Source organism: Sphingomonas sp. NFR04, from assembly GCF_900114095.1.
Lineage (GTDB): Bacteria > Pseudomonadota > Alphaproteobacteria > Sphingomonadales > Sphingomonadaceae > Sphingomonas.
This window is the reverse complement of the sequence record NZ_FORV01000001.1, coordinates 481,205-500,088: the sequence shown is the minus strand read 5'-3', so window position 1 is coordinate 500,088 and position 18,884 is coordinate 481,205. Positions and strand designations below refer to the sequence as shown.

Annotated in this window: 16 protein-coding genes; 15 read left to right on the top strand and 1 reads right to left on the bottom strand. The window is 66.7% G+C overall.

Going from position 1 to position 18,884, the window contains the following annotated elements:
• Window positions 1–36 precede the first annotated feature (36 nt).
• The 11 genes from BM009_RS02215 to BM009_RS02170 all read left to right on the top strand — a co-directional run bounded on the left by BM009_RS02215 (window position 37) and on the right by BM009_RS02170 (window position 11,943).
• Window positions 37–996, top strand: coding sequence for an MDR/zinc-dependent alcohol dehydrogenase-like family protein (locus tag BM009_RS02215; RefSeq protein WP_093293311.1), 960 nt, complete (start codon window positions 37–39; stop codon window positions 994–996).
• Window positions 993–1,967 carry a Gfo/Idh/MocA family protein gene (locus BM009_RS02210; RefSeq protein ID WP_093293309.1) on the top strand — a complete coding sequence of 325 codons (975 nt, stop codon included), beginning with the start codon at window positions 993–995 and terminating at the stop codon, window positions 1,965–1,967. The genes BM009_RS02215 and BM009_RS02210 overlap by 4 nt, the downstream gene beginning before the upstream one ends.
• A gap of 136 nt (window positions 1,968–2,103) precedes the next feature.
• Window positions 2,104–2,253: a hypothetical protein gene (locus tag BM009_RS22470; protein WP_175487863.1), complete on the top strand. Its 150-nt coding sequence runs from the start codon at window positions 2,104–2,106 to the stop codon at window positions 2,251–2,253.
• 30 nt (window positions 2,254–2,283) lie between these two features.
• A complete protein-coding gene (locus BM009_RS02205; RefSeq protein ID WP_093294582.1) occupies window positions 2,284–2,865 on the top strand; it encodes an SRPBCC family protein in 582 nt (193 codons plus the stop codon).
• A complete protein-coding gene (locus tag BM009_RS02200) occupies window positions 2,865–4,055 on the top strand; it encodes a zinc-dependent alcohol dehydrogenase (protein WP_093293307.1) in 1,191 nt (396 codons plus the stop codon). The genes BM009_RS02205 and BM009_RS02200 overlap by 1 nt, the downstream gene beginning before the upstream one ends.
• A gap of 13 nt (window positions 4,056–4,068) precedes the next feature.
• The gene (locus BM009_RS02195; RefSeq protein WP_093293305.1) at window positions 4,069–4,848 is read left to right on the top strand and encodes an SDR family NAD(P)-dependent oxidoreductase; all 780 of its coding nucleotides are present in this window, start codon (window positions 4,069–4,071) and stop codon (window positions 4,846–4,848) included.
• A gap of 75 nt (window positions 4,849–4,923) precedes the next feature.
• Window positions 4,924–5,766 (top strand): HpcH/HpaI aldolase/citrate lyase family protein, encoded by an 843-nt coding sequence (locus BM009_RS02190; RefSeq protein ID WP_093293303.1) that lies wholly within the window; start codon window positions 4,924–4,926, stop codon window positions 5,764–5,766.
• A 339-nt stretch (window positions 5,767–6,105) separates the two neighbouring features.
• Window positions 6,106–9,195: a TonB-dependent receptor gene (locus tag BM009_RS02185; protein ID WP_368085915.1), complete on the top strand. Its 3,090-nt coding sequence runs from the start codon at window positions 6,106–6,108 to the stop codon at window positions 9,193–9,195.
• Between the two features lie 158 nt (window positions 9,196–9,353).
• Window positions 9,354–10,073: a SapC family protein gene (locus BM009_RS02180; protein WP_093293299.1), complete on the top strand. Its 720-nt coding sequence runs from the start codon at window positions 9,354–9,356 to the stop codon at window positions 10,071–10,073.
• Window positions 10,070–11,104 (top strand): cupin-like domain-containing protein, encoded by a 1,035-nt coding sequence (locus BM009_RS02175; RefSeq protein WP_254772112.1) that lies wholly within the window; start codon window positions 10,070–10,072, stop codon window positions 11,102–11,104. The genes BM009_RS02180 and BM009_RS02175 overlap by 4 nt, the downstream gene beginning before the upstream one ends.
• 203 nt (window positions 11,105–11,307) lie before the next feature.
• Window positions 11,308–11,943, top strand: coding sequence for a PEPxxWA-CTERM sorting domain-containing protein (locus BM009_RS02170; protein WP_093293297.1), 636 nt, complete (start codon window positions 11,308–11,310; stop codon window positions 11,941–11,943).
• Window positions 11,944–12,015: 72 nt separating this feature from the next.
• Here BM009_RS02170 and BM009_RS02165 read toward each other — a convergent pair whose 3' ends face one another.
• A complete protein-coding gene (locus tag BM009_RS02165) occupies window positions 12,016–13,902 on the bottom strand; it encodes a methyl-accepting chemotaxis protein (protein ID WP_175487862.1) in 1,887 nt (628 codons plus the stop codon).
• Window positions 13,903–14,137: 235 nt separating this feature from the next.
• Between BM009_RS02165 and BM009_RS02160 the strand changes: the two genes are divergently transcribed.
• The 4 genes from BM009_RS02160 to uxaC all read left to right on the top strand — a co-directional run bounded on the left by BM009_RS02160 (window position 14,138) and on the right by uxaC (window position 18,874).
• The gene (locus BM009_RS02160; protein ID WP_254772111.1) at window positions 14,138–15,196 is read left to right on the top strand and encodes a glycosyltransferase family 2 protein; all 1,059 of its coding nucleotides are present in this window, start codon (window positions 14,138–14,140) and stop codon (window positions 15,194–15,196) included.
• A gap of 114 nt (window positions 15,197–15,310) precedes the next feature.
• Window positions 15,311–16,102 (top strand): 2-keto-4-pentenoate hydratase, encoded by a 792-nt coding sequence (locus tag BM009_RS02155; RefSeq protein WP_093293293.1) that lies wholly within the window; start codon window positions 15,311–15,313, stop codon window positions 16,100–16,102.
• Window positions 16,103–16,134: 32 nt separating this feature from the next.
• Window positions 16,135–17,424, top strand: coding sequence for an MFS transporter (locus BM009_RS02150; RefSeq protein ID WP_093293291.1), 1,290 nt, complete (start codon window positions 16,135–16,137; stop codon window positions 17,422–17,424).
• A gap of 28 nt (window positions 17,425–17,452) precedes the next feature.
• Window positions 17,453–18,874, top strand: a complete 1,422-nt coding sequence (gene uxaC / locus BM009_RS02145) for a glucuronate isomerase (RefSeq protein WP_093293288.1) — start codon at window positions 17,453–17,455, stop codon at window positions 18,872–18,874.
• The last annotated feature ends 10 nt before the right edge of the window (window positions 18,875–18,884 follow it).

The window sequence follows — 18,884 nt, the reverse complement described above, 5'->3', positions numbered from 1 at the left end:
ATCAAGCAAACTCAATTGGTTGCATGGAGAAAACGCATGATGCGCGCGGCGATCCTCGAAGGCCCGGAGCAGATCCGGATCGAGACGGCGACGCTCCCCACGCCGGGCCCGGGCGAGGTGCGCATCCGCCTGGAAGGCTGCGGCGTCTGCGCATCAAATGTCGAGCCCTGGCAGGGCCAGCCCTGGAGCCAGTTTCCGGGCGATCCGGGCGGTCTCGGCCATGAGGGCTGGGGGGAGATCGACGTGGTCGGCGAGGGCGTCGAGGGCCTGCTGCCGGGCGACCGGGTTGCGTCGCTCTCCTTCCGCAGCTTCGCCGACTACGACGTGGCCAAGGCCGAGATGGTGGTGAAGCTGCCCGACAGCCTGTCCGGGCAGCCCTTTCCGGGCGAGCCGTTGGGCTGCGCGTTCAACATCTTCCGTCGCAGCGACATTCGCGCAGGTCAGACGGTGGCGATCATCGGCATCGGCTTTCTCGGCGCGGTGCTGACCAAGCTGGCGACCGACGCCGGCGCGCGGGTGATCGCAATTTCGCGGCGGCAGGAGTCGCTCGACCTCGCCAAGCACTATGGCGCCGCCGAGACGATCCCGATGCACGATCACTATGCCATCATCGATGCGGTGAAGGCGCTGACCGACGAGGCGATGTGCGCGCGGGTGATCGAGGCGGTCGGCAAGCAATGGCCGCTTGATCTGGCGGGCGAACTGGTCGGCTTCGGCGGCAAGCTGGTGGTGGCGGGCTATCACCAGGACGGGCCGCGGCAGGTGAACATGCAGGGCTGGAACTGGAAGGGCATCGACGTGATCAACGCGCATGAGCGCGATCCCGAAGTGCAGATGCAGGGCCTGCGCGAGGCCGTGGAGGCGGTGGCAAGCGGACGGCTCGACCCAACGCCGCTCTATACCCACCGCTATGCGCTGGAGGAGCTAGGGGAAGCGATCGCTGCGACCCGCGACAAGCCCGAGCATTTCGTCAAGGCACTGGTGATGCTGCGATGAGGCCGCGGGTAGGATTTCTCGGCACCGGCTGGATCGGTCGCCACCGGATGGAGGCGATGCTCGCCACCGGTGCGATCGAGGCGGCCGCCTTCGCCGACCCGTCCCCCGAGGGTGCCGAGCAGGCGCGGGCGCTGGCGCCGGACGCACAGGCGGTCGACGGGCTGGAGGCGATGCTGGCGCTGGGGCTCGACGGCATCGTCGTCGCCACGCCTAGCGCTCTCCATGCCGAACAGAGCATCCGCGCGCTGGAGGCGGGCGTCGCGGTGTTCTGCCAGAAGCCGCTCGGCCGCACCGCTGCCGAGGTGGAGGCCGTGATCGCCGCGGCGCGCACCGCCGATCGGCTGCTCGGCGTCGATCTCTCGTACCGGTACACCGAGGGCATGCGCGCCATTGCCGAACTGGTGCGGAGCGGGGCGCTCGGCCATGTCTTCGCGGTCGATCTGGTGTTCCACAATGCATACGGGCCCGACAAGCCGTGGTTCTATGATCCCGCGCAGTCGGGCGGCGGCTGCGTGATCGATCTGGGCGTGCATCTGGTCGACCTGGCGCTCTGGACGCTCGGCTTTCCCAAGACAGAGGGTGTCACCGCGTCGCTGCGGGCCCAGGGGCAGCCGCTCGGCGCGAACCAGGTGGAGGACTATGCCACCGCCGCCTTCCGGGCGGGCGACACCGATGTCCGGCTCGCCTGCTCGTGGCGGGTGCATGCTGGCATAGATGCGGAGATCTCGGCAGTGTTCTACGGCGCCGAAGGCGGCGCGGCGCTGCGCAATGTCGGCGGCAGCTTCTACGACTTCGTCGCGGAACGGTTCACGGGTACCTCCAAGACGGTGCTGGCGAGCCCGCCGGACGCATGGGGCGGCCGTGCCGCCGCGGCCTGGGCGGAGCAATTGGCGCGTTCGCCGCGCTTCGATCCGGAGGCGGAGCATTTCGCGCGCTCCGCGGAGGTGCTGGATCGGATCTACGGGCGGTAAAAAATCCCCCTCCCGCAAGCGGGAGGGGGCATCTGCCGAACCCGACCTAACCCACGTTACCTCCAACAAAATTTGCAACCCGCGCCCGCCCCGGGGGTTACCTTCTGCACCTCCCCCAAGTGCAGGAGACTGGATCATGGCTACCCCGCCGAACGATCCCGAGGTGCGCGACGAGCAGCGCGACCCCGGCTCGACCGAGACCAACCCCGCCGGCACGTCCACCCCGGCGCCCGCCGAAGGCGACGACGACCTTCCCCCGAAACTGCCCGGCTCGCCGCAGGGCTGAACCCTCAACGGAGGCTTTATGGCCGACACGATGAACCGCGCGTCGCACGACGACGCGCCGCTGAGCACTGCCAACAACGAACGCCAAGCGATCGACGAGGCCACGGACGGCCTGATCGTCCAGCGCGGCGACAAGCTCGTCGCGCGCGCGGTGACGATCAATCGACCCCGCGCCGAGCTTTACGCCTTCTGGCGTGATTTCAGCAACCTGCCGCCGATCCTCGACAATGTCGTGCGGATCGACGTGCTGGACCGCGAGCGCAGCCACTGGGTGGTGAAGGCCCCCGGCGGCAGCACGGTCGAGTGGGATGCCCGCATCACCGAGGACCGCGAGGGCGAACTGATCGCCTGGGCTTCCGAGGAGGGTGCCGACATTCCGAACAGCGGCCGCATCGAGTTCCGCGATGCCGGCCAGCGCGGCACCGTGGTGGTGGCGACGATCAACTATGACCAGCCCTTCGGCACGCTCGGCCGCGTCCTTTCGCGGATCTTCCAGCGCGAGCCGAAGATGCAGGCGCAGCGCGATCTTCGCCGCTTCAAGCAACTCATGGAAACGGGCGAGATCGCAACCTCGTCCCGCACCAAGCAACAGCTCGAGGAGGAGCGGAACTGATGCGCGCACTCACCTGGCACGGCAAGCACGACGTCCGCGTGGACTCGGTGCCCGACCCCGAGATCCTCAATCCGCGCGACGCGATCATCAAGATCACCTCGACCGCGATCTGCGGATCGGACCTCCACCTCTATGACGGCTTCATCCCGACGATGATGGCCGGCGACATTCTCGGCCATGAGTTCATGGGCGAAGTGGTCGAAACGGGATCGGGCTCGACCCTGAAGAAGGGCCAGCGCGTGGTGGTGCCGTTCACCATCGCCTGCGGCTCCTGCTATCATTGCGGCAAGCACCAATATTCGGGCTGCGAGAACGGGCTGCCCGCCGACAACCAGGATATCGGCCAGGAAATGTACGGCCAGCCGATGGCCGGGCTGTTCGGCTATAGCCATCTCACCGGCGGCTATGCCGGCGGCCAGGCGGAATATGTTCGCGTGCCGTTCAGCGATGTCGGCCCGATCGTGATCCCGGACGGGATCGAGGACGAAAAGGTGCTGTTCCTCTCCGACATCCTGCCCACCGGCTGGATGGCGGCGGAAAATGCCGAGATCGAGCCCGGCGACACGGTTGCCGTGTGGGGCTGCGGCCCGGTAGGCCTGTTCGCAGTGCAGTCGGCTTTCCTGATGGGCGCCGAGCGCGTCATCGCGATCGACCATTTCCCGCGTCGCCTCGAACTCGCCCGCCGCTTCGGCGCTGAGACGATCAACTTCGAGGAAACCGACACGGCCGCCGCGCTGTTCGAGATGACCGGTGGCATTGGCCCCGATGCGGTGATCGACAGCGTCGGGCTGGAGGCGCACGGCTTCTTCGTCGACAATGTGATCGACCAGATCAAGAAGTCGACCTTCCTCGGCACCGATCGCATCCACTCGATCCGCCAGGCGATCCTCGCCTGCCGCAAGGGCGGCCGCGTCTCGATGCCGGCAGTCTATGGCGGGTTCGTCGACAAGTTCCCGCTCGGCGCGCTGATGGAGAAGGGGCTGACGCTCAAGACGGGCCAGACCCATGTCCAGCATTACATGCCCGGTCTGCTCAACGCGATCCTGGAAGAGAAGATCGATACGACCTTCCTGATCAGCCACACGCTGCCGCTGGAGCAGGCGCCGCAAGGCTACAAGATGTTCCACGACAACCAGAACGAAGTGACCAAGGTCGTGCTGAAGCCCGGCATGGCGCTGGCGGCCGAATAAGGAGGCACGGAATATGGCGAACAAATTTGCGATCGTGACCGGTGCCTCGAGCGGCATCGGCCTGGAACTGGCGCGGCTCGCGGCGCGCGACGGCTATGACCTGCTGGTGGTGGCGGACACCCCGCTGGTCGATGCTGCCGCGGCGCTGAAGGGTGAGGGCGTCGAGGTGCAGTCGGTCGAGACCGACCTGTCGACCATCGAGGGCGTAGACCGGCTGCTGTCGGCTGCAGGCGGCCGCCGGGTCGACCTGCTCTGCGCCAATGCTGGCCACGGGCTGGGCGGCGGCTTCCTCGATCAGGAAGTCTCCGAATGGCGACACGTGATCGACACCAATATCACCGGCACCGTCTATCTGCTGCAGAAGGTGCTGCGGCAGATGCGCGATGCGGGCGAGGGCAAGGTGCTGATCACCGGCTCGATCGCCGGCTGGATCCCGGGCAGCTTCCAGGCGGTCTATAACGGCTCCAAGGCGTTCGTGGACAATTTCGCCGCGGCGATCCGCAACGAGCTCAAGGAGGTGAAGGGCATCACCATCACCACCCTGCTGCCCGGCCCGGTCGAGACCGAGTTCTTCGAACGCGCCGGCATGATGGACACCAAGGTCGGCCAGAGCGAGAGCAAGTCCGACCCCGCCGATGTCGCCAAGGATGGCTGGACGGCGCTGATGAAGGGCACCGACAATATCGTGTCGGGCATCTCGAACAAGCTGCAGGTCGCCGGCGCCGGCGTGCTGCCGCAGTCGGTGACTGCCGAGCAGCACCGCAAGATCGCCGAGCCCGGCAGCGGCGAGTGAACCGTACGGCCGGGCAGTTGCCAGCCCGGCCCCGATGATGCCATGGCATCCCTCTCGAAAAGGGAGAGGGGTGCCATGCGTCTTAGGTCGCTGTTGTTCGTGCCGGGCGATCGGCCCGAGCGCTTTGCCAAGGCCGCGGCGAGCGGCGCCGATGCGCTGATCCTCGACCTTGAGGATTCGGTGCTGCCCGGGCGCAAGGATCTCGCCCGCGAGGCCATTGCCGAATGGCTCGCCGAGGCGCCCGCCACGCCCTGTTTCGTGCGGGTCAATCCGCTGGGCACGCCGGCCATCGCCGACGACCTGGCCGCCATCGCGGCGTCCCGCCCGGCGGGGCTGGTACTGCCCAAGGCCGATGGTGCCGCCCCGATCCGCACGCTGGTGGCGCTGGTCGCCCAGGCGGGCGCGGCGTGCCCGCCGATTCTTCCCATCGCCACCGAGACGCCCGCGGCGCTGTTCCACCTGGGCAGCTATGGCGAGGTTGCCGCCCATCTTGCCGGCCTCACCTGGGGCGCGGAGGATCTGCCCGCTGCGATCGGCGCGGCCAGCGCGCGGGAGGACGATGGTGCCTACACCGCCCCCTTCGCCATGGTTCGCTCGCTGGCACTGTTCGCCGCGCACGCCGCGGGGGTGGCGGCGATCGAGACGGTCTATCCCGACATCGCCGATATCGAGGGACTTTCGGGCTATGTCGCGCGCGGTCGCCGCGACGGATTCACCGGCATGCTGGCGATTCACCCGGCGCAGATCGAGGCGATCAACAGCGGCTTCACCCCGAGTGAGGCCGAAATCGCCGCAGCCGAGGAAATCGTGCAGGCATTTCTCGCGCACCCGGAGGCGGGAGCATTACGCCTCAACGGGCGGATGATTGACCGCCCCCATCTCGAACAGGCGCGCCGCCTGTTAGCGCGCGCGGAATAGCGCCTCGGTCGCAGAACCGCCAATGTAACCCGTTTCAGTCCGACAACTTGTTGCACCGCACGACTGTGCGAAAACGTGTTGCACTAGTGAAAGCTAATTACAGGCTGTAACCTCGAAAACACACCAACAGACAAAATCAAACCTGTCCGACAGCTTTGTGTTTCCAACGTTGACAATGTTGTGACCGATGGTAGCGATATCGCCGTCGCGAAAGCATCGGGGCATTCGCAACAAAAACGGTTTCCGACGATCAAAGTCGGCAGAGGAGGGGACATGAAGAGCGTATCGCGTTCGACTATATGGTCGCGCTCGGCTTCCATGATGGCAGTGGCTGCTTGCATGGTATTGCCAACGATTGCACAAGCACAGACCGACAACGTTGCCAAGGCAGCGGCGCCGCAAGAAGGTGGACAGGGCGAAGAAATCGTCGTCACCGGTATTCGCGCGTCGCTGGAACGGTCGATCGCGATCAAGCGCGAAGCGCCGGGTATCGTCGACGCGATCTCGGCGGAAGACATCGGCAAGTTCCCGGATACCAACCTGGCGGAGTCGCTGCAGCGTATTCCGGGCGTGTCGATCAACCGCACCAACGGTGAAGGTTCGCAGGTCACGGTTCGCGGCTTCGGCCCGCAGTACAATCTCGTCACCCTGAACGGCCGCCAGCTCGCCTCCGCCGCGATCTCGGTGGTCGGCGGCGACCAGAATGCCGATGGCGCGCAGGGGACCACCCGTTCGTTCGACTTCTCGAATCTCGCCTCCGAAGGCGTGCGGGCGCTCGAAGTGTACAAGACCGGCCGCGCCGCGGTGCCGTCGGGCGGCATCGGCGCGACGATCAACGTCGTCACCCGTCGCCCGCTGGACAGCGGCAGCAAGCCGGGCTTCAACGGCAGCGTCGGTGCCAAGGCCGTGTACGACACCAGTGTCGACGGCTGCCTGGACTGCGGCGCGAAGGTCACGCCGGAATTCTCCGGCGTGGTCGGCTGGAGCGATGCGGACCAGCGCTTCGGTGTCGAGCTGTTCGGCAGCTATCAGAAGCGCAACTTCACGTCGATCGCGGCAACGTCGAACGACTGGAACATCGTTCCGTACAGCAGCTTCGTCACCGGCGGCTTCACCCGCAACAACACGGTATGCCTGGCCAGCCAGACGACGCTCAGCGCGAACTGCACCATCGTCAAGGGCGTACCCAGCAACACCAGCCAGCTGGTCGCGATCCCGAACGACAGCCGCTACCACTATGCCGAGGGCAGCCGCGAACGCATCAACGGCCAGGCCGTGGTGCAGTTCAAGCCGACCGACGCCCTGACCCTTACCGCCGACGGGCTCTATGCGCAGAACCGGCAGCGTGAGACCCGGTCGGACCTGTCCAACTGGTTCAGCCGTCCGTTCGATGAAGTGCACTTCGACGGCAACACCACCGTCGCCACCGCCAACTATCTCCACGAGACGATCAACGGCTTCAAGGACGAGGGCTTCGAGGCCCAGTCGCGCGCGCAGAAGAACCGGCTGACCGACTTCGGCCTCAATGCCGATTGGCAGCTCGCCGGCAACCTCAACCTGCGCCTCGACGGGCACATCTCCAAGTCGTCGAGCCTGCCGGACAACCCGAACGGCGTCAGCTCGACGCTGGTCGGCATGGGCGCCAACGTCGTTGCCGCGCACTCGGTCGATTACAGCGGTGCCGGCATTCCGAAGCAGGACATCACGCTCGGTTCGGTTCCGCTCGACCTGAACTCGTTCGGCAGCCAGATCGGCCGCACCAACAAGTCGACCCAGGAGCAGGTGGTCCGCGAAGCGCGTGCCGACTTCGGCTGGGATCTGGGCGGCGACAGCAAGTTCGAGTTCGGCGCCAACTATCGCAAGACCGACATGCGCCAGACCTTCGTCAGCACCCAGCAGACGCTGGGCGACTGGGGCATCGCCAATCCGGGTGACGTCCAGCGGCTGGCGCCGGGCCTGGTCCAGTCGTTCTGCCTCGAGTGCAAGTTCGACAAGTACGACCCCGGCTCGGATCCGGATTCGAAGATCGCCTTCCGCGGCGATGCCGCGAAGCTCTATCCGATCCTGTCGTCCTATTATGCCGGCCGCGGCAATTCGATCGGCATCACCGGCAACAACAACAATCGCGTCAAGGAAGACATCTGGGCGGCCTATGGCCAGCTGACCTGGAAGGGCGAAGTGGGCAATGCGCCGGCACGCCTGGTCGCCGGCATCCGCTACGAGCATACCAAGTCGCGCTCGATCTCGCAGGTGGCGGTGCCATCCGCGGTGGACTGGGTATCGGACAACGACTTCACCGTGGTGGTGTCGCTGAGCAACACCACCCAGTTCGACGAATCGCATTCCTATGACAACATCCTGCCGCAGGTCGACTTCCAGCTCGAACTGCAGCGCAACTTGCTCGCCCGCTTGTCGTACAGCAAGACGATCTCGCGGCCGAACTACAACAACCTGTTCACCGCGACGACGGTGGGCGGTCCGCCGCGCCCGACCAACAATGGCGGCATCCCCAGCGCTTCGGTGGGCAATGCTTCGCTGTCGCCGCTGATCTCGGACAATTTCGACGCCTCGCTGGAATGGTATTTCAAGCCGGACAGCTATGTCTCGGTGGCCTTCTTCGACAAGCGGGTGCACAACTTCGTCGGTAACGGCCAGTTCACCTCGCCGCTGTTCGGGCTGCGCGACCCTAGCTCGGGCGCGGCGGGCAGCCGTTCGGGCCAGGCGCTGAGTGCGCTCAATACGCTGGGCGCGGACGTCAGCGACGTGAATCTGTTCGTCATGTCGGCGCTGATCGCCAACCGCGGCTCGGTCGCGGCGGCGACCACCGAGTTCCAGGCGAATTACAACAACTCGACCCGCGCGCTGGACGACAATTACGTCAAGGCGATCAACAACCAGTACGACCTGCGCGGCAACTCGGCCGATCCGCTGTACCAGTTCCAGGTAACGCAGCCGATCAACAACAAGGACGCCGAGATCTACGGCGTAGAGCTGGCCGGCCAGTACTTCCTCGGCAACACCGGCTTCGGCGTTTCCGCGGCGTACACGCTGGTGCGCGGCGATGTGGGCTTCAACCTGGGTGCCGACCCGGGTCAGGACCAGTTCGCCCTGCTCGGCCTGAGCGACACGTTCAGCACCACGCTGATCTATGACAAGAACGGCATCTCCGCCCGTGTTGCCTATAACTGGCGCGACAAGTATCTGTCGGGGATCAACCGCCAGGGCTCGCGTAACCCCGAGTTCACCGCGCCCTTCGGTCAGCTCGACATGAATGTGAGCTACGAAATCACGCCGCAGATCGCGCTCTCGCTGGAAGGCATCAACCTGACCAAGGCGAGCGTGCGGACCTATGCCCGCGACATCAGCGAGCTGTGGTTCGCGCAGGAACTCGATCGCCGCTTCCTGGCAGGCGTGCGCTTCAAGTTCTGAGCTACCGCGCATCCGCGCGAGTGGAGAGGGAGGGTCGCTGCCGAGGGCAGCGGCCCTTTCCTTTGCCCGCAGCGAATGCGGATGGTTGAGGGCGCCGTGGCTTTACGCCATGGTCGGGCAGAACCGGGCGCGACGCCCGGAAAGATGGATATATTCGAATGACGAACCCGGTCGCGCTGGACAATGTGCTCCACCAGGACCTGCGCGTCGCCTTCCGCCACGGCGCGGAATTCGGCGATGCCGCCAACCAGATCCTCATTTTCCCCACCGAGTTCGAGGCCGTGCAGCGCGAATTCCCGATCCTGTTCCGCGAGGCGGAAGGCGAGGGGCTGCAGGCGGTGGCGCTCACCGGCTTCGACCTCGACGAGAACCTGTTCTTCGACGGCGCACGCTGGACCAGCCGCTACATCCCCGCGCTCCAGCAGCGCGGCCCCTTCTCGATCGGCATTCCGGGCGACGGGCTCGATCCCGAGGAGGGGCCGACGGTGCATGTCGATCTCGACGATCCGCGGGTCGGCACCGAGCAGGGCGAAATGCTGTTCCTGCCCCAGGGCGGCGCAAGCCGCTATCTCGAGCATGTCTCGCGCGTGCTGGGGCGGATCCATGGCGGAATCGGCGCGGCGGCGCCGGTCTATGCGCTGTTCCAGGAGTTTGACCTGCTCGAGAGCAACGTCATTGAAGTGACGCTGCACGACGAGCAACGCTACCGGATCGACGGCTTCCAGATGCTGTCGCGCGATCGGCTGGCGGCGCTGACGCCCGACGCGATCGAGCGGCTGCACCGCGCGAACGTGCTGGGTCTGGCCTATCTGGTCGCCGCCTCGCTCGGCAACATCAGCGCGCTGATCGAGCGCAAGAATGCGGGTACCCCGCGGTGAACGTGCTGGCGGGCACGGCACCCGCGGTGCGGGTGATCGAGGGCATCGCCCCCGACGCCATCCCGTTCGGCCGGTTGATGGCCGATCAGGCGCCGGTGATCCTCAAGGGCATCGCCGCCGACTGGCCGCTGGTGCGTGCCGGCCGCACCTCGGCCGACGCGGCGATGGATCTGCTGCAGCGCTTCGACTCCGGTCGCCCGGTGGTGACCTTCACGGGGGCCCCGGAAATCCGAGGCCGCTTCTTCTACGACGAGAGCGTCACCGGGCTGAACTTCACCGGCCGTCGTGAGCCGCTGACGCCGCTGCTCGACGCGATGCGCCCCACCATCGGCGATCCGGACGCGCCGAGCGTCTATGTCGGCTCGACCGATCTCGACGAATATCTGCCAGGCTTCCGTGCCGAAAACGACCTGGTGCTCGATCATCCGATGTTCGCCCAGCATCTCGCGAGCATCTGGATCGGCACCCGCACCACCGCGACCTGCCATTACGACATGTCGCACAATCTGGCGGTGTGCGCAGTCGGTCGGCGCCGCTTCACCCTGTTCCCGCCCGACCAGATCGCCAATCTCTATCCCGGCCCGCTCGAGCCGACGCCAGGCGGGCAGGTGGTGAGCATGGTCGATTTCGCCACCCCCGATTTCGATCGGCACCCGGGCTTCCGCGAGGCGATGGCGGCCGCGCAGGTGGCGGAGATGGAGGCAGGCGACCTGCTCTTCTATCCGGCGATGTGGTGGCATCATGTCGAGGCGCTGGCGCCATTCAACGTGCTGGTGAACTATTGGTGGAACACCAGCCCCACCTGGCTGGATACGCCGCAGCTCACGCTGCTCCACGGCCTGCTGAGCTTGCGCGATCGCCCGGCGCCCGAGAAGCAAGCATGGAAGGCGCTGTTCGACTATTATGTGTTCGGCGATGCCGAGCAGCCAGCGGCGCATCTGCCCGAAGCGGCGCGCGGGCCATTGGCGCCGATCGATGCCTTGGCCGCTCGCCGACTGCGCGCCCAACTGCTCCACCGCCTCAATCGCTGAGATTCCTGCCTTCCTGCGCAGGTGGTCGATGGAATCCGGCAGCCTGCCGCGAAATGGTTAATTTTTCGGTTAAGCCGATAGGTTACCACGACAAATCGATGGAACCGGCTACGCGCGCGCACGGTTCGGGGGCTGCCATGATGCGGGCATGATCCATGCCGCCGCTTCCTGGCGTGTTGTACCCTGTTCAGGAGGATTTGCGGATGATTAAAGGCGCTTTGAGCGCGGCGGCCCTGGTTGCGGGCCTGTCGCTTACCCCCGTTGCGGCCCAGGCCGCCACTGTCATCGGCGGCGCGACCGCCATCGACCTCACCGCGACCAGCACCTTCAATTCGCTTGGCTACAAGGTTGCCACCTACGGCACCGCCAGCGCCTTCAAGATCGGCAACGACCTCGTCGCCGCCTTCCTCATCACCGGCGGCTCGCGCAATGACACCACCGGCGCGACGATCATCGATCACGCCGGCTCGGGCCTGAAATTCTCGCTGGGCGGCAACACGCTGAGCATCGGCAATTTCCAGATCGATACGGCAGCCGGCCTCGTTCGCGGCAGCGCCTCGGCCAACGGCTTCACCCTCGGCGACAATATCTCGCTGTTCAACCTCGGCGCCGGCTCGGTGCTGACGCTGACCAACGAGGCGGCCGCCGCATTCCAGACGACGCTGGGCACCGCCGGCCTCGCCGGTGCGACGATCGGCACGGCGACCCCGGTCGCGGTGTTCGGCCCGAGCGGTGTGCCCGAGCCAGCCAGCTGGGGCCTGATGATCGCTGGCGTGGGCTTTGTCGGCGCGTCGCTGCGCCGCCGTGCCCGCAGCGCGGCGCGCCTCGCCGCCGCCTGAGCATCGACGCACGAAATGGAAACGGCCGGGAGATCGCTCTCCCGGCCGTTCTCTTTTGCGCTTTGCGCGGACTTAGAAGTTCGCCCAGTCGTCCGCGTCGGCCCCTGCCATCGCGGCAGCGGGGAGGGGCTTCACTGGCGAGACATAGCCGCCGCCGTTGCTGCGCGGCGCCTGTCGCTTGGGCTGCGGCTGCGGCATCTGCCGCGACGGTGCCGCACGCTGGCCGCCCACCTCGAACTGGTGCGCGGAATCGCTGAGGCTGGTGACCTCGGCATTGAGGTTGCGCGCGGCGGCGGAGGTCTGCTCCACCATCGCGGCGTTCTGCTGGGTGCTGTGGTCCATCGTCTGCACCGCTGCGGCGATCTGCGAGATCGCGGTAGCCTGGGCCTGGTTGTCGGTCGCCATCGCGCTGACCAGCTGGTGGACCTCGGCGGTCGCGGTCGAGATGGTGTCGAGCGCACCTTCGACCTGCTGGACGGTCTGCACCGCCTCGACGATGTCCTTCTGCGTCGCGCTCAGCTGGTCGCGGGCACGGCTGGCTTCCTCTTCCGAGCGCATCGCCAGCTGCGACACGAGATCGGCGACCACGGCGAAGCCGCGGCCGGCTTCGCCCGCACGACCGGCTTCCACGGCGGCGTTCATCGCGAGAACGCGGGTCTGGAACGCGATCTTGTCCAGGCCCTCGATCACGCTGTCGATGCCCTTGGCGCCTTCGGAAACGCGGGTCATCGCCTGGACCGCGGTATCGGTGATCACGCGCCCGTCGTTGACCGTCTGGATCGCGCCGTTGGTGCGCTGGACGGTCGTGTCCGCGGCGCGGGCGGTCGCCTTCAGCCGCTGGTCCATCTGGGTGACCGCCGCGGCGGTCTGCTCCAGGCTGGCGGCATTGGCTTCGGTGCGCTTGGCCAGGTCTTCCGAGGCGGTGGCGATCTCGCTCGATCCGGTGCGGATCGTCGTGGCGCTTTCGAGCACCTGGGCGATCAGTGCGCGCAGATTGGCGACGGCGCGGTTGAAGTTGGACTTCACCGGTTCGAATTCCGGCGCCACCGCGATGTCGATTGTTGCGGTGAGGTTGCCGTGCGACAGCGCGTCGAGCCGGCTGTCGAGCGCATCGAGCAGGCGAGCCTGCTCGGCATCGGCGGCGGCCTTGGCCTGCTGGGTCGACTGCAACCCGATCGCGTTCTCGCGGAACACCTCGACGGTACGCGCCATGGTGCCGAGCTCGTCGCCACGATCGGTGCCCGGCACGGTGCGGCGAATGTCGCCGCCGGCAACTGCCTGCATCGCGGCCTGCAGCGCGTTGAGCGGATCGGTGATGCCGACGCGCGCGACGAGATAGCCGGTGCCCATCGCGACGAGCAGCGAGATGACGTTGATCACCACCAGCGTCCACACGGTCGAGTCACCGGCGGCCTGCAGGTTGCGCGACGTTTCCGCAGCAGCCTTCACGCGCTCGTTGTTGAAGCTGGTCAGGTGCTGCGAGATGGTCTGGACCTCCGGGTCCACCTCGCGCAGCAGCGCCAGCGCGGCAGCGTCCTCGTTGCGCAGCCCGTGCTGGATGGCGGCCTGGGTCTTGTCCTGCAGAGTCTCGATCTTGGCGCGGACCTCGTCGAGCACGGTCTTGGCCGACGGGTCTTCCTTTTCGATCTGGCCCAGCAGCGCCTTGGCCTGGGCGTAGTTGTCCTTTTCCTCGCCCTCGGTTTCGCGCGCCATGGTGCTGTTGCCGTCATAGGCGACGGCGCGATAGCCGGCATAGGCCATCGCTTCGAGCAGGCGGTTGAGCCGGGCGGTGTGGGTGGTGCCGGGCAGCTTGCCCAGCGTGAGTTCGGAATAATCGCGATTGGCACGATTGAGGCTGCTGGCGCTGATGGCGCTGACGATCAGCGTCACCATGCTGATCAAGGCGATCACCGCCAGGATTTTGACCGGCACGCGCACGCGCGCGAGTAACTGTTTCATCCCTAGAATCCCCCATGCACCGGCGTTGGATGCACCGGCGGCAAGTACCCCATTATAGAATCCGCGCGCCTGGGCGTGGTGCTCCGGCACCATAAATGTGTGCGGTAACATGCAGGCGAGAAGACGAACTTCGATTACCCCGTGCCGGACGGATCAACGGGGTTCGCGCCAAACGCCCACCGCATCGCCTATAATGCCCAGCGAGGCGCCACATCGGCGTCGGGGGAAGGTGCACGTGGTCCGACTGGCTTTGGTGATGATCGCCCGGAACGAGGCGCGCGCGATTGCGCGGGCGCTCGACAGCGTGCGTCCCCATGTCGACCGCATGATCGTGCTCGACACCGGCTCGACCGACGATACCGTGGCGATCGCCGAGCGCCGCGGCGCGACGGTTCACAGCTTCGCCTGGTGCGACGATTTCGCCGCAGCCCGCAACGCCGCGCTCGACCATTCCGATGCCGACTGGAACCTGGTGCTCGATGCCGATGAATGGCTCGAAGGCGGGTTCGAGGCTCTGTCGCCCGCTGCGCTGCCGCCCGCGACCAAGGCGCCAGCCGCGTTCATCGGTTGTGCGAAGCTGCGTAACGAGGGGGTCGCCGGCACCGTTGCACGGCGCTTTCTGCCACGTATTCTGCCGCGCGGCGTCCGCTATGCCGGCCGGATCCATGAACAGCCGATGTCGCCGCTGCCGCTGGTGCCGGGTGCGCTATGCATCGGCCATGACGGCTATGCGGAGGCGCAGCTCGCGGCCAAGCACGGTCGCAACCTCGCGCTGCTGCAGGCGGCACTCGCCGAGGCGCGGGAGGATTGCTACCTCTGGTACCAGCTCGGGCGCGAGCATCTCGTCCGTGGTGCCGCCGAGGCCGCGGTCGAACCACTCCAGACAGCCTATCGCCTGACGCCGCCCGGCGCGGCCTATCGCCACGCGGTGGTGCTGTCGAACATCCGCGCGCTGAAGGAAGCGGGCCGGCTGCACGACGCGCTGGCGCTGGTCGATGCCGAGCAGGCCGCCTGGCCGGCATCGCCCGACTTCTACTTCGCCGTCGCGGACCTCTATCTCGAATGGGCGAGCCATGCGCCGGAACTCGCCATCGACGAGCTGTTGCCGGTGGTGGAGGGGGCTTGGCTGCGCTGTCTGGAAATTGGCGAGCAGCCGTTGCTCGACGGATCGGTGGTCGGGTGTGGCAGCTACCTCGCGGCCGGCAATCTCGCGATGTTTTACGAGCGGCTCGGAATCCTGGACGAGGCCGAACGCTATGCCGCGCTCGAACGCGAGCTGCTCGCTGCGGCCTGATCCAGGAGATCGCCAAAGCCTTCCGGCGCAGTCAGCGTCGTTGATCGCCCACTTTGATACCGGTATCAGCTCTGCCCGCCGGACTGGCCGGCGCAAGACGGGGGAATCAAGGCGATGGCGGAGCAAGCGGCAGTCGATCAAATCGCCGAAGCGTTTGTGGCTGCGCGCCGCGCGTGCGTGGGCTTTGCCGACTATCCGGGGCCGATGCCGGAGACGCTAGACGAGGCCTATGCCATCCAGACGCGTGCCATCGAACTGTTCGACAAGCCGGTCGCGGGGTGGAAGGTCGGCCGCGTGCCCGACGCGCTGATCGCGCGCCATGGCGGAGTCGATCGTCTGGCGGGGCCGATCTTCGCCGACAGCGTGGTCTGGGCCAAGCAGGACGAAACGCCGGAAATGCCCGTGTTCCGCAACGGCTTCGGCGCGGCGGAGGCGGAGTATCTGCTGCGGCTCGGGTCGCTGCCCGACCGCTTCGACCGCTCCTGGACCAACGAGGCGGTGCTGCCGTTCATCGACGAGGTGCGGGTGGGCATCGAGATCGCCGGATCGCCCTTCGAAGGCATCAACCGCCACGGCCCCGCGGTCACCATTTCCGACTTCGGCAACAATAATGGTCTTCTGATCGGATACCGTATATCTTCTAGGGAGGATTTCCTTCGCTGGCCGGTGTCGCTAACGATTGACGAGGAGGTCGCTGGAACCGGCACCGCGAGCGCCATGCTCGACGGACCGATCGGAGCGGTGCGCTTCCTGTTCGAACGCGCGGCCCAGGGGCTGCCCCTGGCGGCAGGCCAGTGGCTATCGACCGGCGCCGTCACAGGCGTCCACCCGGTCAAGCCGGGGCAGAAGGTCGAGGCGCGGTTCGGGCCGGCGCTGTGCGTGCAGTGCTCGATCGGGATCGCCTGATCCCGGGACGGCGGAGTGGGATTGGAGAGTTGATGGCGAGCAAGGGCGAAGCCGCGGTAAGCGGCGCCGTGGAACGGGTGGGGCGGTATCGCTGGGTGATTTGCGGGCTGCTGTTCGCGGCCACCATCATCAATTACATCGATCGCCAGATGATCGGCGTGCTCAAGCCCACGCTGATGGCCGACCTGCACTGGACCGAGCAGGACTTTGCCGGCGTCATCATCTGGTTCCAGTTCGCCTATGCCGTCGGTTACATCCTGTTCGGCAAGATCGTCGACCAAGTCGGCGCGCGGGTCGGCTACACCATCGCCTTCATCGTCTGGCAGGTGGCGCACATCTTCCACGGCGCGGCCCACAACATCACCCAGTTCGCCATCGCCCGCTTCGCGCTGGGCATCGGCGAGTCCGGCAACTTCCCCGCGGGCATCAAGGCGGTGACCGAGTGGTTCCCGGCCAAGGAGCGCGCCTTCGCGATCGGCGTGTTCAATGCCGGCGCGAACATCGGCGCGGTGCTCACGCCGCTGGTCATCCCGTATATGGTGATCGCCTGGGGCTGGCGCTCGGCCTTCGTCATCACCGGCGTGGTCAGCTTCGTCTGGCTGATCGCCTGGTGGATGCTCTACCGCAGCCCGCGCGAGCACCCCAAGGTCACCGAGGGGGAACTCGCCTGGATCGAGCAGGACCCCGCCGACAAGGTGCAGAAGCTCGGCTATGGCTCGGTGCTCCTCCGCCGCGAGACCTGGGCCTATGCGCTCGGCAAGTTCTTCATCGATCCCGTCTGGTGGTTCTTCCTGTTCTGGCTGCCGGGCTATCTGTTCGAGCGCTACCAGCTCGACCTCAAGACTTTCGGCCTGCCGCTCGCTGCGATCTATCTCGTGTCCGACATGGGCAGCGTCGCCGGCGGCTGGCTCTCCTCGCGGCTGATGCGCGCCGGCTATACCGCCAACGTCGCGCGCAAGCTGACGATGCTGGTCTGCGCCTTCGCCGTGCTGCCGGTGCTGTTCGCGGAATCGCTGAGCAGCGTGTGGATGGCGGTCGCCGTGATCGGCATCGCGACCGCCGCGCACCAGGCCTTCTCGGCGAACCTCTATGCGCTGCCGGCGGACATGTTCCCGCGCGGCGCGGTGGGCTCGGTGATCGGCATCGGCGGCACCGTCGGCGCCGTGGGGGGCATCCTGATGTCCTTCTATGCCGGCGAAGTGCTGGCACGGATCGGCAGCTACTGGCCGCTCTTCGCGGTGGCCGGCAGCGCCTATTTCGTCGCGCTCGCCTGCGTGCACTTCCTGTCGCCGCGGCTCGCCCGCGTCGACATGGATGCCTGATTTTCCTCTGACCTACCCGGAGTCTCCGATGGCCAAGCCGCTCAAGCTCGATCCCGACCGGCTATTGCCGGCCGAGGGGCGCACCCGTGAAATTGCGCGCGAACTGTATCGTGAGGTGGCGGAGCTGCCGATCATCAGCCCGCACGGCCATACCGATGCGAGCTGGTTCTCGACCAACGCCAACTGGTCCAACGCGACCGAGCTGCTGCTCTCGCCCGACCATTATATCTATCGCATGCTCTACTCGCAGGGGGTGTCGCTCGATGCGCTGTGCGTGCCGAGCAAGGCCGGCATGCCCGCCACCGATCCGCGCGCGGCGTGGCGCACCTTTGCCGAGCATCTCTATCTGTTCCGCGGCACGCCCTCGGCGATGTGGCTGGGCCATGTGTTCGGCGAGGTGTTCGGCTTCGACGTGGCGCTCGAGGGCGAGACGGCGGATTTCTACTACGACACGATCAACGCCAAGCTGGCGAGCGACGATTTCCGCCCGCGCGCGCTGTTCGACCGCTTCAACATCGAGTTCCTCGCCACCACCGAGGGCCCGCAGGACGATCTGTCCGCGCACCATGCCGTGCAGGCCTCGGGCTGGCCGGGCCGCGTCGTCACCACCTATCGCCCCGACGCGGTGATCGACGTCGAGCATGAGCAGTTCCACGGCGCGCTCAAGATCTTCGCCGAGAAGACCGGCGAGGACGTGTATAGCTGGGACGGCTATCTCGCCGCGCACCGCAAGCGTCGCGCCGACTTCCGGGCGGCGGGCGCTACCGCGACCGACCATGGCCACCCCACCGCGCGCACCGCGAACCTGAGCAAGGCCGAGGCCGCCGCGCTGTTCGCGCGTGTCCTCGGCAGCGACTGGACCGCGGCCGATGCCGAGCTGTTCCGCGCGCAGATGCTCACCGAAATGGCGGCGATGAGCGTCGAGGACGGGATGGTGATGCAGATCCACCCGGGCAGCTTCCGCAACCATAATGGCGGCCTGTTCGCCAGCCATGGCCGCGACAAGGGCGCCGACATCCCGATGGCGACCGACTATGTCCACGGCCTGAAGCCGTTGCTCGATCGCTTCGGCACCTCGACCGCGCTGTCGATCATCCTCTTCACGCTCGACGAGACGGTCTATTCGCGCGAACTCGCGCCGCTGGCCGGCCATTATCCGTGCCTGAAGCTGGGCCCGGCCTGGTGGTTCCACGACAGCCCCGAGGGCATGCGCCGCTTCCGCGAGCAGGTTACCGAGACGGCAGGCTTCTACAACACCGTCGGCTTCAACGACGACACCCGCGCGTTCCTCTCGATCCCGGCGCGGCACGACGTCGCGCGGCGGATCGACTGCGGCTTCCTGGCGCAGCTGGTCGCCGAGGGTCGGCTGCTCGACTGGGAGGCGGCGGAACTGGCGTTCGAGCTCACCAACGGGCTTGTCCGCAAGGCCTACAAGCTCAATAGAGCCTGATAGACACCGG